Origin of the sequence: Flagellimonas abyssi (genome assembly GCF_019457905.1) — a bacterium.
Taxonomy (GTDB): Bacteria; Bacteroidota; Bacteroidia; order Flavobacteriales; family Flavobacteriaceae; genus Flagellimonas; species Flagellimonas abyssi.
In genome coordinates, this window is the sequence record NZ_JAHZSV010000003.1 from 409473 (window position 1) to 423833 (window position 14361).

Genomic DNA, 14361 nt, shown 5'->3' on the forward strand with positions numbered 1-14361 from the left:
CAAAAAATAACGCTAGCGGTACTATAAATAACTACGGCTGTTATTTTATGATTTATTTTTGATTAAAATGACATAACACATTGGTATTATTGATAAATTTGATAATCAACAATACAATTTAGAGCGATTCTAAATTAAGTCAAAAGCAAAATCAGATTGAAAACCAATATGAAAAATATCGCTGGCGGTTCATATGATGAAATTTTGGTCGAAGACGGAATTTACATCCTCAAAATCCAGAACGATACCCAAGAACCTAAGCTGATAGCAAGGGATATAGACAGTTCCTACATTCAATTTCACTTTTGTTTGAAGGGAAAGTCAAAGTTCAATTTTAACGAGGGCAACTACTATTTGGAGGTAAATGAAGAAAACTCCCTTTTGCTCTACAATACCCAAAAAGATTTACCGCTTGATTTAGTGGTGTCGCCAGGGTCTTGGCTGCTCTCGGTGGTCATGACCATCAGGAAATTTCACTCTTTATTTTCAGATGAAGCGGACTACATTCCGTTTTTGAGTGAGGAAAACAAGGAGAAAAAGTATTATTCCCAAGAAATGGTGTCCCCCGCCACGGCCGTTGTCCTAAGCCAATTGATGAACTATAACTTGCATCCATCCATCAAAAAACTGTATTTAAAGGGTAAGGTCTACGAACTGATTTCCCTCTATTTCAACAAGACCGAAGACGCCGATCTGGAACAATGCCCCTATTTGGCAGATGAGGATAATGTCCGTCGTATCCGTATGGCCAAGGAGATTATGATTTCTCGAATGGCCGAGCCGCCAACATTGGCCGAACTGTCTCAAGAAGTGGGATTGAGCCTTAAAAAGTTGAAAGAAGGCTTCAAACAAATCTATGGAGACTCCGTATTTGGGTTTCTGTTCGATTATAAAATGGAATATGCCCGCAAAATGCTGGAAACCGGCAAGCACAATGTCAACGAAGTGGGACTTAAGGTCGGGTACAGTACGGCCAGTCATTTTATAGCCTCTTTTAAAAAGAAGTTCGGTACAACACCCAAAAAATACTTAACTTCAAACGTCTAAACAAACAGCATATGAGAATCTTCACATTATCCTTGCTTGCCCTTTGTTTTATATTTCAAATGGAGGCGCAAGACACACCTACAACTGAATCGGAAGCCCAAAAAATGCCAGAATTGGTACTGGTTTTCTCCAAAACCAAAGGATGGCGGCATAAATCGATTGAGAAAGGAGTGCAGACGCTTAGGGAACTGGGCAGGGAAAACGGTTTTATCGCTTTACAGACGGAATCAGGAGAGGATTTTACGGCCTCAAACCTTAAAAATTACAAACTTGTCGTGTTTTTAAGCACCACGTTGGATGTGTTGAACGACGCACAACAACGTGCATTTGAATCGTACATTAAAGGAGGAGGTGCTTTTTTGGGAATCCATGCAGCGTCGGATACCGAATATGATTGGCCTTGGTATGGAAAGTTGGTAGGGGGTTATTTTGTAAGTCACCCCAGCGACCCCAACGTCCGGCAGGCAAAAATTGATGTGGTGAGCAAGGCGCATCCGTCCACGGAGCACTTACAAGATTCCTGGACTAGAACCGATGAGTGGTACAACTTTAAGGATTTAAATCAGGACGTTACTGTTTTGCTCAATTTGGATGAGACCACTTACGAAGGCGGAACCAATGGCTCCAATCATCCGATAGCATGGTATCACGAATTTGATGGAGGAAGAGCTTTCTATACGGGCGGTGGCCATACCGAGGACGCCTATGATGAACCTATGTTCCGCCAACATCTTTTAGGTGCCATTGAATGGTGCCTAAAGCGAAAGTAAGGTCGGTCTTGCCACAATGATTCCAATGTTGCTTTTGATATTTTTTAGGTAATCCGCCAAGGGCAATTCGGATATTTCTACCTCACCATTTTTGCTGGAGGCGTGCAATAAATGCAATCTTCCATCAGGTTGATGGATGGCGATTCCCGTGTGGGTCACGTCCAACCCTTTTATGGAGGTGGCCAAGGCAAGAATGTCTCCCGACTTGATGAGGTGTTCCTTGCCTTCAATTTGGCCCTGTGGCAGGTAGCAGAGTTTTTCCTCGGCAATATCTTTCTCTACAGCTAACATGGCTTCATAATTCTCGTCACTGGCCAAAAATGGGTACAAGTTTCGATGTGTCCCCATAAAATTGATAGCTTTTTCAAGCTCCACTCCGCCTAGTTCGGCGGTGATATCCTTGACCAAACCCTTTTTCTCGTTGTTTCGAATCCATTCCGTAAAATAATGGAGACGAGAGGGGTAACCTTCTAAATTTCCGTTTCTATACCGAACGGTCTCTAGGTTTTCCGTGAAATTTTCAAAATCCTGCTGTTGGTTTTTCAGCATCAGGCTAAAGGCCAGCACATTTTCCACAAAAGTGGTGCAATCCAGTCCACCAAAATTCACGACCAAGGTTTCCGTATCGCCAACCTCAAGGGTTTTTTCCACGTAAGGCGTTCCCAAAAAGGATTGTCCGACCAAAGCAATGGTATCCCCTAAGCCCGATGCTTTTGTTTGTTCCAGCACAGATATTTTGGTCTCGAAAAGGGATTTGTCCTTTGTAGAACAGGTGATTTGTTGGGCTTCTATCTTCGTCAAGAATCCCAACAACATCAAAAAAAACAGAAAAAAACTTTTAGTTAGAATGTTTGAAAATGAATATCTCATGGGAGTTGTAATATGTTTTAAGTTCTGGGTTGATAAATTCAACCTGTAACAATTGATCATAGGTGATGAAGTCCAAATGTAATTTGGTCGAGGTCAAATTTAAATCTTCAATCTTTAAGTTTGGATAAGCTGACTGTATTTCTTCCGGAATGTCCCCAATAGTTCCTGAACTCCCAGGCGCAGAAATAATATTCCAATTAGTCTGAACTAAATCTACATATCTTTCGCCTTCTGTAACCTCCCAGGAAACATCTTGCATTTGAAAATCCAGATTGGTTTCAAATTGATAATTGGAGATTGATTCATCAAAAACAGTTATTGTCGCATCATTAGGAATGGATATTTCATTCGGCTTGTCACCAAATTTCACTAAGCTATAAGCATAGGTGTCATTGTTTAATGATAAAACGCTGTGATATTTGGAATAGGCATCCAAATAGCCAAGCTTTAGTGGGTCGGTGGAATCTGAATCAACAATGTCAATAATAAAATAGAAGTGAATACCGTTGGACACACTTATATTTTGATTTTCTTCAAAGGTGTTCACCACAGCCAATAGATTGTGTTGAGCACTATCTTGTGGAAGGTTCACCTCAAGATAGCTATCATAAGACTGGAAATCTGAATAATCCAGGATGATTTCATCCCCGTCGGAAACATTTTCGATTGAATAATATTTCACTTGGTTGTTGGAGTCATAGAATGAGTAGAACAACTTTTCTTCTTGATAAATAGAAATATTTTCATTGAAAATATTTTGTGTGACACCTTCAAAATCCGGACCGTAATCGGATTGAATAAAACCTCCTGTGTCCGAAAAGAACTGATATTTGGGTGATATGGCATCATTCACGGTTATGCTTACACTGCCAAGTGGGCTTCCCCTTTCAACTTCGTTGTTTGCTTTAGCATTAGGAGTATGTTTCCAATTTGATTCCGTCGATATATTTGGATAGGATTTAATTGTATGCAACATTTCTCCTTCAACTGAGTTTTTGTAGTTGAATAGTGTAATGGTGAAATTATCGGGATGGGGTTCTTCTTTTAAAACCTGAAATTCAAATTTGTCTCCAAACTCGAACGATTTAAAGTCTAACAAAACGCCATTTTCATCATGAATGATGACCCAATCATCTGTATCACCGGTGTTGGTTAAAGCCTCAAAAGTAAAATAGGTCACCATTTCTGGCTCTTGTTCGTCAGGGTTTTCATTTGTTGGTTCTTCTCCTTCCGTAGGATTGGGATTAGGTGGTTGGGATTCGTCTTTGGAGCATCCATTACAAATAAAAAGAATGCCCAGTAACAATGGGAATAGGTTTTTCATGTACATAGTTTGGTTGCTTTAAAGATAAGTATCTCAATAAAATACCGTAGAAAACTCTGGCAAACAGTAAAAAACAAGGTTGAGTTTAAGCGTTGGTGCGGTTGTCCTCTTTACGTTCAACCGTCAATCGCGTAGTCCTCGCAATGCTCTCGGGATAATTTTCTTGTAAATATTCAATAAGCTTCTCACGGACATGCACCCGTAAATCCCATCCTGTCGGCGAATCTTTGGAACTGACCAAGCACCTGATTTCTACATAATTGGGTTTGGTGTCCGTAACCTGCACCACATCTACATTACCGTCCCACAGGTCCGTGTTGTTTAAGATACGTGTTTGTTCTTCCCTAATTTTATCAAAAGGAACATTGTAATCCACATATAAAAATATGGTCCCCAGTAGTTCAGATGAGGTCTTGGTCCAGTTTTGGAACGGTTGGTTGATAAAGTAGGGTGTGGGCACGATCAAACGTCTTTTGTCCCAAATGCTCACCACCACATAGGTCAAAGTAATCTCCTCGATTCGCCCCCATTCGCCTTCCACGATCACCACATCATCCAGTTTTATGGGCTGGGCAATGGCAATTTGGATACCGGCCAAAATTGTCCCGATAAACTGCTGTGCCGAAAAACCAATAATGATTCCCGCAACACCCGCAGAGGCAAAAATACTGATGCCCACTTCTCGGATTTCTTCAAAGCTCATCAAAATAAAGCCTACGCTCAACAGTATTATAATGAAAATGAAGATGCGTTCTAGAATGGTAAACTGTGTATACACCTTTCGTGCCTTTAGGTTGTCCGCTACTCCAATATCATAATTTTGAATGACTGCTTTTTTTATGATTTTAAGCAAAGCGATCATGGCCCAGGCCATCGCAAAGATAAAGAGCAAGGTACTGGCTTTTTTAAACCAGTATTCCGCGTTTTCCAAATTCAAGAGGTCGCGGAGCGCTTTCATTCGTAGGAGAACCGATATAAAAATCAATACCAATGGAATGGCCAAGCGACGAAATGCGCTTTTTGGCAAAAGATATTTTGGGTTTTTGCCCAAACGTTTCAGCACAACGGATGTGCTCCAATACAGTACGACCAGTACAAAAAGGGCAATGCCCAAATAAATAAGGGATTCTTTGGAAACATTGTCGTAGAAGGACTCCATATTTCAAAAATAAGACAGAAAAGCCCAAGGAAGGAAGAATGCTTAAACAAAATCGAAAATCATTATTTTATCATAAAAAAGTATTTTGATGTGGAAAAGGTGAAGTCCGCTTCGTGTTGTATTTTAGCGGCCTAAACTAAAATGCCGTGAAAAAAGGAGTTTTATTGGTCAATTTGGGATCTCCCGATAGCCCTACCGCAAAGGATGTAAAGCCATATTTGGATGAATTTTTGATGGACGAACGCGTTATCGACGTCAATCCTGTGTTAAGGAACATCATTGTACGGGGGATTATATTAAATACCCGTCCCAAGAAATCCGCGGAGGCCTATTCCAAAATTTGGTGGGATGAAGGGTCTCCGTTGATCATTATTTCCGAAAGATTCGCGAAAAAAGTGCAAAAACATACAGACCTTCCCGTGGCCCTTGGGATGCGTTACGGTTCGGGGTCCATTAAAGAAGGTTTACAAGAATTAAAGGAGAAAGGGGTCGATGAGGTGTTCTTGGTACCATTGTATCCACATTATGCCATGTCGTCCTACGAAACAGTCGTTGTAAAAGCACTTGAAGTGCAACAACAGGATTTTCCCGAGATGCACATAACCACATTGCCCGCTTTTTACAGTAACCCAGATTACATTAAAATATTGTCAAAAAGTATTGCCGAAGGTTTACAGGGATTTGACTACGACCATATTCTATTTTCCTATCATGGAATTCCCGAAAGGCATATTAGAAAATCGGACCCTACCAAGTTCCATTGCCAATTGAACGGAACTTGTTGCAAGACGAATTCTGTGGCCCACCAAACCTGCTACAGGCACCAATGTTATGATACTACCGAGCTGGTAAAAAAGGAACTTGGCCTGCCAGAGGATAAAGTGAGCACTTCGTTCCAATCCAGATTGGGAAGCGACCCTTGGTTGCAACCCTTCACGGACAAAGAGTTTGAGCGCTTGGGGGAAGAAGGTATCAAAAAACTGGCCGTGATCACCCCAGCATTCGTCAGTGATTGTTTGGAGACTTTGGAAGAGATCGCCATGGAGGGAAAGGAGCAGTTTCAAGAAGCTGGAGGGGGTGATTACATCCATATTCCCTGTTTGAACGACCGTGATGATTGGGCCGAATTGATGGCCAAATGGATCAAGAATTGGGAAGAAAGGGATCTATTGCCCGAAACCAACATCCGATAAATTGCGTAAAGAAGAAGAGAACAAAATAGTTGCCATGAAAATTGAAAACTTGGAGCACGAGCTTCAACCCCTTCGTGAAAAATTAAAGAACCACCCATTGTATGCTCAATTGGAATCCGTTGAGGATATTAAAACCTTCATGGAGAGCCATATCTACGCCGTTTGGGATTTTATGTCACTTTTAAAAGCCCTGCAGCAACATTTGACCTGTGTGAGCTTGCCATGGCACCCCGCCGACGATACTTCGGTGGCACGGTTCATTAATGAGATTGTGCTGGAGGAAGAGAGCGATTTCAACGAGGAGGGAGAACCCAAAAGTCATTTTGAAATGTACCTCGATGCCATGCAGGAGGTGCAGGCGGACACCCAGAAGGCTGAAGCCATCATTTCGTCTTTCACTGATTTAAAAACGATTTCAAACCAAATTGAAGGGGCAGAACTCAATCGGGCCGAAAAGAATTTTCTTCAATTTACTTTCCAGGTCATCAATAGTCAACAACCGCATCGTATTGCGGCTGCCTTTACCTTTGGTCGCGAAGACTTGATTCCCGATATGTTCTTGGGCATCATTGAGCAATCTGGGGAAAAAGGTGCGAGCAACTACAAAAAACTGGAATATTACCTCAAAAGACATATTGAATTGGATGGGGACGAGCACGGCCCTTTGGCATTGCGCATGATTAAGGCACTTTGCGGTACCGACGACAAAAAGTGGAACGATGTTTTACAATACAGCAAGCAAGCGCTCCAATTCCGAATCGAGCTTTGGGACAGTATTGCCGAAAAACTAAAAGAGAACAAAGGGAATTTGGTGAATGCGTTGTAGTTTTGAACCAGAATTGCCTTCATTTTAAATAAAGAATACCCGCTGGCATGGCCAAAATAACCTCCGAGGAACTTGGGCAGGAACCCATTGGAAAATTACTGATCAAACAGGCCGTACCCGCTTCTATTGGTATTTTGGTGATGTCCCTGAACGTGCTGGTGGATTCCATTTTTGTGGGCAACTGGATAGGTTCCATCGCCATTGCCGCCATAAACGTGGTACTTCCGGTATCTTTCTTTATCGCCGCATTGGGAATGGCCATCGGTATCGGGGGATCCAGCATTATTTCGCGGGCACTGGGTGCCAATAATCGCGATAAGGCCCTAAAAACCTTCGGGAACCAGATTACTTTGACCTTGTTGGTTACCATCACCATGGTGGCTCTAGGCCTTTATTTTGTGGATAGTTTGATTCCAGCCTTTGGCGGCAAAGGTGCCATTTTTGAACCCGCCAAGATTTACTATACCATCATTTTGTACGGAGTTCCTTTCTTGGCCCTCTGTATGATGGGAAATACCGTGATCCGTGCAGAAGGCAAGCCTCGTTTTGCCATGATCGCCATGATCATTCCATCTGTGGGAAACCTATTGATGGATTATATCTTTATTTATGTGTTCGATTGGGGCATGCAAGGTGCGGCTTGGGCCACCACGGTGGGCTACTTGCTCTGCTTTTTTTATGTGTTTTACTTTTTTTTATCGGACAACTCCGAATTAAAAATCGATATCTCCCATTTTGGATTGGATCGATCTATTCTTCGGGAAATCGGTTCCTTGGGATTTGTGACCTTGGCCCGACAGGCGGTTACTAGCATCACGTATTTATTGATGAACAATATATTGTTCAATTTGGGCGGGGAGGCCATGGTCGCCGTGTATGCCATAATCGGTAGAATGCTGATGTTCGCCCTATTTCCCGTTTTTGGTGTCACCCAAGGATTTTTGCCCATCGCTGGCTACAATTATGGAGCGGTAAAGTACGATCGGGTAAAGGAATCCATTTACACTGCCATTAAATATGCAGCTTTGGTGGCAACCCTTGTTTTTGTGGTGTTGATGGTTTTTCCTTCGGAAATAGCATCCCTGTTTTTGAGCAATCGCCCTGAGCTGTCCCCAGAGGAAATAGAGACCAATAATTTTGTGCGCCAACATACGCCCTTGGCCATGCGATTGGTTTTTGCCGCAACGCCGATCATTGCCATACAATTGATAGGAGCCGCTTATTTTCAGGCCATTGGCAAGGCCATTCCTGCTTTGTTGCTGACCTTGACGCGTCAAGGCTTCTTTTTTATCCCGTTGATTTTGATTCTTCCCAATTTTATGGGAGAAATAGGGGTGTGGCTATCCTTTTGTATTGCCGATGTGCTTTCAACGGTCGTCACAGGATTTTTTCTTCAGAAAGAAATCAGGGCCGAACTATCTTAAATACTTCCAGTTTGATCTAGAATGTTTAATTTGGGTCGTTTAACTAAACATCCATGAAAAAATTTGTTCTTGCGGGCTTGGTTGTAGTTTTAGCATTGGCCTGCTCCGAAAAACCTGAAGAAAAACCCATGTACACCTTATTTGTTGGAACCTACACCGATGGTGATAGCGAGGGCATCTACACCTACACTTTTGATGCGAATACTGGAGAGCTGTCCAGTAAAAAACTGGCTGCCAAGTTGACCAATCCATCCTATTTGGCCATTTCAGAAGATAAAAAACACCTCTATGCCGTTCAGGAAACCGATGATTTCGATAGTTTGGGTGGCGGTGTTACGGCCTTTAGTTTGAACAAGGATTTACTGGAACTTCAAAACAGTATGGGCACTCAGGGCGCACATCCTTGCCACGTATCATTTTCGGGTGATGGCCATTTGGCCGTAGCCAATTACACAGGCGGTAATGTTGCCATATTTTCACTTAATGGTGATGGTTCCTTGGCCGATAATCCGCAGGTAATAGATCATAAACCATTGGATTCCGTAAAAACATCGCATGCTCACATGGCACAGTTCAATATGGATGGGCTTATGGTAACCGATTTGGGATTGGATGCTGTAAAAAGATACAGAAAAGAAGATGGTAAGTTCGTTCAAGCCGAACAAGCATCCATACCGTTTGAAGATGGAGCAGGGCCACGCCATTTTACCTTTGGTAATGAAGGTCAACTACTATACGTCATCAATGAACTGAACAGTACCATTTCCGTTTTTGAAAGGGTTGAGAACGGAAATTACCAGGAGGTTCAAGTGGTTCCAACCTTGGCTCCCGATTTTGATGGAGAAAGCTTTTGTGCCGATCTTCACCTATCACCCGATGGAAAGTTTTTGTACGGTTCCAATCGTGGTGAAAACACCATCGTAATTTTTGCTGTGGATGGTACTTCAGGAAAATTGGAATTGGTCGGAAGGGAATCGGTACGCGGGGATTGGCCCCGAAATTTTTCCATAGATCCAACAGGTGAATTCTTATTGGTCGCCAACAAAAAGACCAGCAACATCGTGGTTTTCAAAAGAGATACGGAAAACGGAACCCTGACTTTTTTGAATGAGACGGAACACCCTAACCCTGTTTGTTTGGTTTTTACAGAATAGATCAAGGATTTAGGTTCAATTGAATCAAGTGGTAGTCCTCCAATTTGGAAGTGTCTATTATTTGATCTGATGTCTCATCGAACATGTCCATTTGAGAATCAGCAACATAGTACATGTGATTGTTGTGAATTGCAAAAGTTGTTGGGATATCCGTTGGGTTCTCAAATGACCCAAGTTTGGATTGCCCAGTAATTTTGGTTCCCGATTTATTTAAGGTAAACTGAAAAATACCATTCTTTTCAGGGTTACGTCGAGCATTCACGATGCAGATCAAAGTATTTTTATAAAACTTCATTCCATCGATTCCCTTGTGGTCATTGGGAAAATTTAGCAGTTTTTTGGTGGCAATATCCAATATGCGGATTCCACTTTTCATTGAAGCAATATAAAGGTACTGCCCATTGTCGGAAACCGTAATTCCGTTCGGGTGCTGTATTTCTGTATTTGAAAAATAGATTTCCAAATGTCCATTTTTCTTATTTTGTGTATATATGGCGGAATGTTCAGAATCCGTGATGTAAAAATTACCGTTATGACCTACAGCTATATCGTTGAGGTAAGATTTATCAAAATTCTTCAATAAATACGTATTGATCAATTGACCGGTCGAAACATCTAACAACAGTAAAATGGATTGGTTGTCCGGACCTGTATGGCTATTGCCCAGAGCAAAAAGTGTATCACCTTTTATGGTCATTCCAAAACCAGAAAGGTAACCAAATTGGTTGCTTTCTATAAAAACTTCAGGTTGCGTACCATCCAGATTGGACCTTACAATTTTGTTTTTAAAAAGGCTGTTCAGATAAACTTTTTGGGAAACAGGATCAATGGCGATGCCCTCTGGAATCAAATCTTTATGAAAATTCAATTTGACACTGTGGTTGCTTTTGGAACAAGATGTTATCAAAACAACTGCTAGAATGAATATTACACGCATGATATTTACTTTTTGGAAAGAAAAACAATCACACCAATCAAAATTAGTCCAGCAAGAACAGTAAAGAATATTTTCCAAAAACTATAAGGTCGTGTGCCCGAAATTTGCCCGTTTTCCCCATTGATAAAAAAATTGTATTCTTTGCCATTGTAGCGATAGGCACTCACGTAAACGGGCAATAGAATATGCTTAAAAGTCTCCTCGGAGAGTTTCATGTCCATGGAAAGCACACGTTGGGTGTCGCCACCAATATCGCGCCTGCACCAAGAATCTGCAATGTCCTTTGCCACCTCTTTGGAATGCAAATGCCCATCTTTTAAGGGGATGGTATATTTTTCGGTAACAAATCCAGATAAAAAACCGCTGTTGAAAGGTTGAAGTTTTTTCAAATCCCAAAAGGCAATTTTTCCAGGGATTCTTCCAGCCTTTTGATGTGATGCCTTGATCAACGTATCGTCCACAAAACCTGAAACTTCTCCAGCGGCTGGATACCATCTGGTTTTACGGACTCGTTGGGTCACCATTTTTCCATTCGAATTACGGACTCTTTTGGTCTCATAATAATATTCCCCGCGCTGACCTGTATAGGAGGCGTACAATTGTGCATCAAAGGTCCAATAGGGCAAATAAAGCCCTTTGGTAAACTGAGGGTCCAGAGAGGCTTTTTTTAAGTTGTTCGGTGCAAACCATAAACGCTTTACCCACTTCTTAAAAATGATGAAGGATTGTTTTTTATCAATTTGAAAAGGGAGCACCGCACCGGGCAATATCCAATTCTCTTTGTAGGCGTCCTCTATAACCAAGGGTTGGCCGCAATACACGCAATGGAGCGATTTGTAGTTTTCTTCCACATGTTGGTCGGCACCGCAATTTTTGCAATGCAGCATGGAGATTTCCTCACTGTGCTTTTGCGAGCCCATTTCCTGTAAAAATGGCTGTAGCTCCAATTCCTCAAACCCGTTTTTGTCCACTTCAATGGACTCTTGGTGGCCACAATATTCACAACTGATACTGGTGGTGCCAGGCTTGTATTTAAGCTCCGCCCCGCAATTGGTGCAGGCTTTTTTGAGTTCGGTCTTTTGGATTTTTTGCTCTTCCATATCTTCATTCCCGTGAAGACGGGAATCTTGATGGTTTAAGGATCCCTGCTTTCACAGGAATGATAGTATAATTAGTGTTCTGTTTGTCATTTCGAAGGAGTTTGCGACTGAGAAATCTAAATTGCAACGCAGGGATTTCTCAATCGTTGCCGAGCAAGCTCATTTCGAAAAGACATTGAATAATAAACTATTCCGTTGGTAAGGGCGGCGGTGTATTGCCTCCCAAGAACGATTTCAACTCATCCACCTCTTTCAAGGCGGTCCATGTGGACATGCCCTGTTTCCAAACCAAACTATCGCGGTTAATGGTCCGCGAAGCAAAAAGGGATTGCATTTGTTCAAAGCTCACGGGGCCGTGCTGTGTTCCGTTGGAAGCATAAAAATACATCGTTTGTGCAGGCATTGGCGGAGGTACTGCTCCACCCGACGATTGCGCCGCTTGTTGTGGGGCTGCTTGCGTGTTTCCGCCCATCATACCGCCCATTTGTTGGGCCAGCACAAATCCCATGCCCATGCCCATTCCGGCACCGGCGGTTCCGCCTTCGTTTTGGGCAGCTGCCTCAATGGCTTTGGCGGTTTTGAATTTGGTTAATTTATCCAAATCAAGCTTATCGATACGGCTGTATTCGAAGATTTCCTTTTTAAGGTCTTCTGGCATGGATACGTTCTCGATGTAGAATTTTTCCAAGGAAATCCCCACGCTTTCAAACTCGGGCGACATGACCTCGCGGCAGGTGTCCGAAAGCTCGGTGGTGTTGGCAGCATAGAGTTCGATGGGCAAATTGGCCTGGCCCACGGTATTCGTGAACCGTGTAGCAATCAAACTTTTTAAGTGCTCGTTGATTTCAAAATTGGTAAAGTTACTGTCCGTACCTACAATATCTTTTATAAACTTTCCAGCATCTGAAATTTTAAAAGCATAGGTCCCGAAAGCTCGGATTTCCACCAGACCAAAGCGGTCATCACTTAAAGTGATGGGGCTTTTGGTCCCCCATTTCTCGTCAGTGAACAAGTGAGTGTTCACAAAATACACCTCCGCTTTAAAAGGAGAGTTGAATCCATATTTCCAGCCCTTTAGAGTGGCCAGAATAGGCAAGTTTTTTGTGGTGAGGTCGTAAGTGCCGGGGGCAAATACATCGGCCAATTGCCCCTCGTTGATAAAAACGGCGGTCTGCCCTTCGCGCACAATCAGTTTGGCTCCATTTTTTATTTCATTTTGATAGCGTTCGAAACGATGGGCAATGGTATCGTCCGTGTAGTCCAGCCACTCAACAATGTCAATAAACTCGTTGCTGAGCTTTTCTTTTATTTTTCCAAAAATATCCATGGTCGTGTTTTTAGTTTAAATGATGCTTAATTTATGAAAAATGAAGATTACTTCCGTTAGATTAGTGTGAAATGACGTCGGATTGTTACAGTTGGCGTGTCATCTGTCAAGTTTTCCTGCCTCCCTCAACATTTCCAACACTTTTTCCTTTGGAAGTGCCTCAATTTTATGCCCATCTCTACCAATCATGGTTTCTCCTGCAAAAAGGGAATTCAGAATAGCTTCCTCGGTCGCTTCGATGGTGGCAAGGAATAGTGGGGTCATGGCCTCATTTCTCAAGGTCGGAACATTTTGAATCGGATTTTCACTCTCATAAGGAATTCGGCATGCCTCTGCCGTAGAAACGGCAATCACGTAATCACCGCTACCATTGCTTGCAATGCCGCCTGTGTGTGAAAGCCCCAACATGGCCCGTTTGGCCAAACGCTCCAAATTTCTGGAGTCCAAGGGGGCGTCGGTGAGTACGACCATCATACAGGAACCATCGGGGGAATATTTAAAACTATCGGAATAATGCCCCAGTTTTTTCCCTACTTCCACTCCAGCTACTTGCAAAACACCTCCAAAATTGGTCTGTACCAATACGCCTACGGTATACCCTCCTGATTGCTTTGGTAATACTCTGGATGATGTTCCGATACCGCCTTTGAAACCAAAACAAATGGTTCCCGTTCCTGCTCCGACACTTCCTTCTGAAACAGGGCCCGTTGATGCATTTTCAATGGCTTTAAGCACATGCTCTTCTGTGATATGACGGCCTCGAATATCGTTGAGGTAGCCATCGTTGGTTTCGCCGACCACGGCATTTATGGAACGGACATTTTCGTTTTCAGGTTGATTGAGCGTATAACCGATTACGGCATTTACAGCCGTGGGAACACTCAAGGTATTGGTCAATATGATAGGTGTTTCCAAGTTGCCCAGCTCTTTGACTTGGGTATATCCTGCCAACTTGCCAAACCCATTGCCCACGTAGATGGCAGCAGGCACTTTTTCCTGAAAGATATTTCCTGAATGGGGTAGAATTGCGGTGATGCCCGTTCGAATATCATATCCTTGGTTTAAAGTAAATTGACCCACTTTTACCCCTGGTACATCTGTAATGGTATTTAAAGTCCCTGGACGCAACACGCCTACTTCAACACCATGATCTCTAAGTCTGCTTTGTGCTAGCATCAATATTGGCAATATGAAAAATAAAAAACAAAAACGATGGTGTAGTCCATTCAT

13 protein-coding genes are annotated in these 14361 nt (G+C 42.5%); 6 read left to right on the forward strand and 7 right to left on the reverse strand.

The window, feature by feature from the left end:
* Positions 1–168 precede the first annotated feature (168 nt).
* Together K1F36_RS04510 and K1F36_RS04515 are read left to right on the forward strand one after the other, a co-directional pair.
* Entirely contained in the window at positions 169–1047 is an 879-nt protein-coding gene (locus K1F36_RS04510; protein ID WP_220112720.1) for an AraC family transcriptional regulator, read from the forward strand.
* Positions 1048–1058: 11 nt separating this feature from the next.
* The gene (locus K1F36_RS04515) at positions 1059–1817 is read left to right on the forward strand and encodes a ThuA domain-containing protein (protein WP_220112721.1); all 759 of its coding nucleotides are present in this window, start codon (positions 1059–1061) and stop codon (positions 1815–1817) included.
* Here K1F36_RS04515 and K1F36_RS04520 read toward each other — a convergent pair.
* The 3 genes from K1F36_RS04520 to K1F36_RS04530 all read right to left on the reverse strand — a co-directional run bounded on the left by K1F36_RS04520 (position 1803) and on the right by K1F36_RS04530 (position 5170).
* The gene (locus K1F36_RS04520; protein WP_258538933.1) at positions 1803–2687 is read right to left on the reverse strand and encodes a DUF1460 domain-containing protein; all 885 of its coding nucleotides are present in this window, start codon (positions 2685–2687) and stop codon (positions 1803–1805) included. The genes K1F36_RS04515 and K1F36_RS04520 overlap by 15 nt on opposite strands.
* Entirely contained in the window at positions 2656–4011 is a 1356-nt protein-coding gene (locus K1F36_RS04525; RefSeq protein ID WP_220112722.1) for a hypothetical protein, read from the reverse strand. Before K1F36_RS04525 ends, K1F36_RS04520 begins: the two co-directional genes overlap by 32 nt.
* 85 nt (positions 4012–4096) lie before the next feature.
* Entirely contained in the window at positions 4097–5170 is a 1074-nt protein-coding gene (locus K1F36_RS04530) for a mechanosensitive ion channel family protein (RefSeq protein ID WP_220112723.1), read from the reverse strand.
* Positions 5171–5316: 146 nt separating this feature from the next.
* On the opposite strand from K1F36_RS04530, the gene hemH reads away from it, so the two are divergent.
* Genes hemH through K1F36_RS04550 form a run of 4 tightly spaced genes read left to right on the forward strand, consistent with a single transcriptional unit; the run spans position 5317 to position 9767 of the window.
* Positions 5317–6363, forward strand: coding sequence for a ferrochelatase (gene hemH, locus K1F36_RS04535; protein WP_220112724.1), 1047 nt, complete (start codon positions 5317–5319; stop codon positions 6361–6363).
* 1 nt (position 6364) lies between these two features.
* The gene (locus K1F36_RS04540; protein WP_313790062.1) at positions 6365–7189 is read left to right on the forward strand and encodes a DUF3050 domain-containing protein; all 825 of its coding nucleotides are present in this window, start codon (positions 6365–6367) and stop codon (positions 7187–7189) included.
* Between the two features lie 47 nt (positions 7190–7236).
* Complete coding sequence (locus K1F36_RS04545) at positions 7237–8613, forward strand: MATE family efflux transporter (protein WP_220112725.1); 1377 nt, start codon at positions 7237–7239, stop codon at positions 8611–8613.
* A 53-nt stretch (positions 8614–8666) separates the two neighbouring features.
* Entirely contained in the window at positions 8667–9767 is a 1101-nt protein-coding gene (locus K1F36_RS04550) for a lactonase family protein (RefSeq protein ID WP_220112726.1), read from the forward strand.
* Position 9768: 1 nt separating this feature from the next.
* On the opposite strand, the gene K1F36_RS04555 is transcribed toward K1F36_RS04550, so the two are convergent.
* From K1F36_RS04555 to K1F36_RS04570, 4 genes are all read right to left on the reverse strand, one after another.
* Positions 9769–10704 (reverse strand): SMP-30/gluconolactonase/LRE family protein, encoded by a 936-nt coding sequence (locus K1F36_RS04555; RefSeq protein WP_220112727.1) that lies wholly within the window; start codon positions 10702–10704, stop codon positions 9769–9771.
* Between the two features lie 5 nt (positions 10705–10709).
* Positions 10710–11804 (reverse strand): TFIIB-type zinc ribbon-containing protein, encoded by a 1095-nt coding sequence (locus tag K1F36_RS04560; RefSeq protein ID WP_220112728.1) that lies wholly within the window; start codon positions 11802–11804, stop codon positions 10710–10712.
* 187 nt (positions 11805–11991) lie between these two features.
* Positions 11992–13131: an SPFH domain-containing protein gene (locus K1F36_RS04565; RefSeq protein WP_220112729.1), complete on the reverse strand. Its 1140-nt coding sequence runs from the start codon at positions 13129–13131 to the stop codon at positions 11992–11994.
* Positions 13132–13230: 99 nt separating this feature from the next.
* Positions 13231–14307 carry a DmpA family aminopeptidase gene (locus K1F36_RS04570; RefSeq protein WP_258538934.1) on the reverse strand — a complete coding sequence of 359 codons (1077 nt, stop codon included), beginning with the start codon at positions 14305–14307 and terminating at the stop codon, positions 13231–13233.
* Positions 14308–14361 lie beyond the last annotated feature (54 nt).

What these genes read in the sequence shown, in the direction of transcription:
- K1F36_RS04510 (WP_220112720.1), top strand. Translation starts at nt 169, where the DNA reads ATGAAAAATATCGCTGGCGGTTCATATGATGAAATTTTGGTCGAAGAC.
- K1F36_RS04570 (WP_258538934.1), bottom strand. Translation starts at nt 14,307, where the DNA reads ATGCTAGCACAAAGCAGACTTAGAGATCATGGTGTTGAAGTAGGCGTG.
- K1F36_RS04530 (WP_220112723.1), bottom strand. Translation starts at nt 5,170, where the DNA reads ATGGAGTCCTTCTACGACAATGTTTCCAAAGAATCCCTTATTTATTTG.
- K1F36_RS04555 (WP_220112727.1), bottom strand. Translation starts at nt 10,704, where the DNA reads ATGCGTGTAATATTCATTCTAGCAGTTGTTTTGATAACATCTTGTTCC.
- K1F36_RS04565 (WP_220112729.1), bottom strand. Translation starts at nt 13,131, where the DNA reads ATGGATATTTTTGGAAAAATAAAAGAAAAGCTCAGCAACGAGTTTATT.
- K1F36_RS04525 (WP_220112722.1), bottom strand. Translation starts at nt 4,011, where the DNA reads ATGAAAAACCTATTCCCATTGTTACTGGGCATTCTTTTTATTTGTAAT.
- K1F36_RS04515 (WP_220112721.1), top strand. Translation starts at nt 1,059, where the DNA reads ATGAGAATCTTCACATTATCCTTGCTTGCCCTTTGTTTTATATTTCAA.
- K1F36_RS04520 (WP_258538933.1), bottom strand. Translation starts at nt 2,687, where the DNA reads ATGAGATATTCATTTTCAAACATTCTAACTAAAAGTTTTTTTCTGTTT.
- K1F36_RS04550 (WP_220112726.1), top strand. Translation starts at nt 8,667, where the DNA reads ATGAAAAAATTTGTTCTTGCGGGCTTGGTTGTAGTTTTAGCATTGGCC.
- K1F36_RS04545 (WP_220112725.1), top strand. Translation starts at nt 7,237, where the DNA reads ATGGCCAAAATAACCTCCGAGGAACTTGGGCAGGAACCCATTGGAAAA.
- K1F36_RS04560 (WP_220112728.1), bottom strand. Translation starts at nt 11,804, where the DNA reads ATGGAAGAGCAAAAAATCCAAAAGACCGAACTCAAAAAAGCCTGCACC.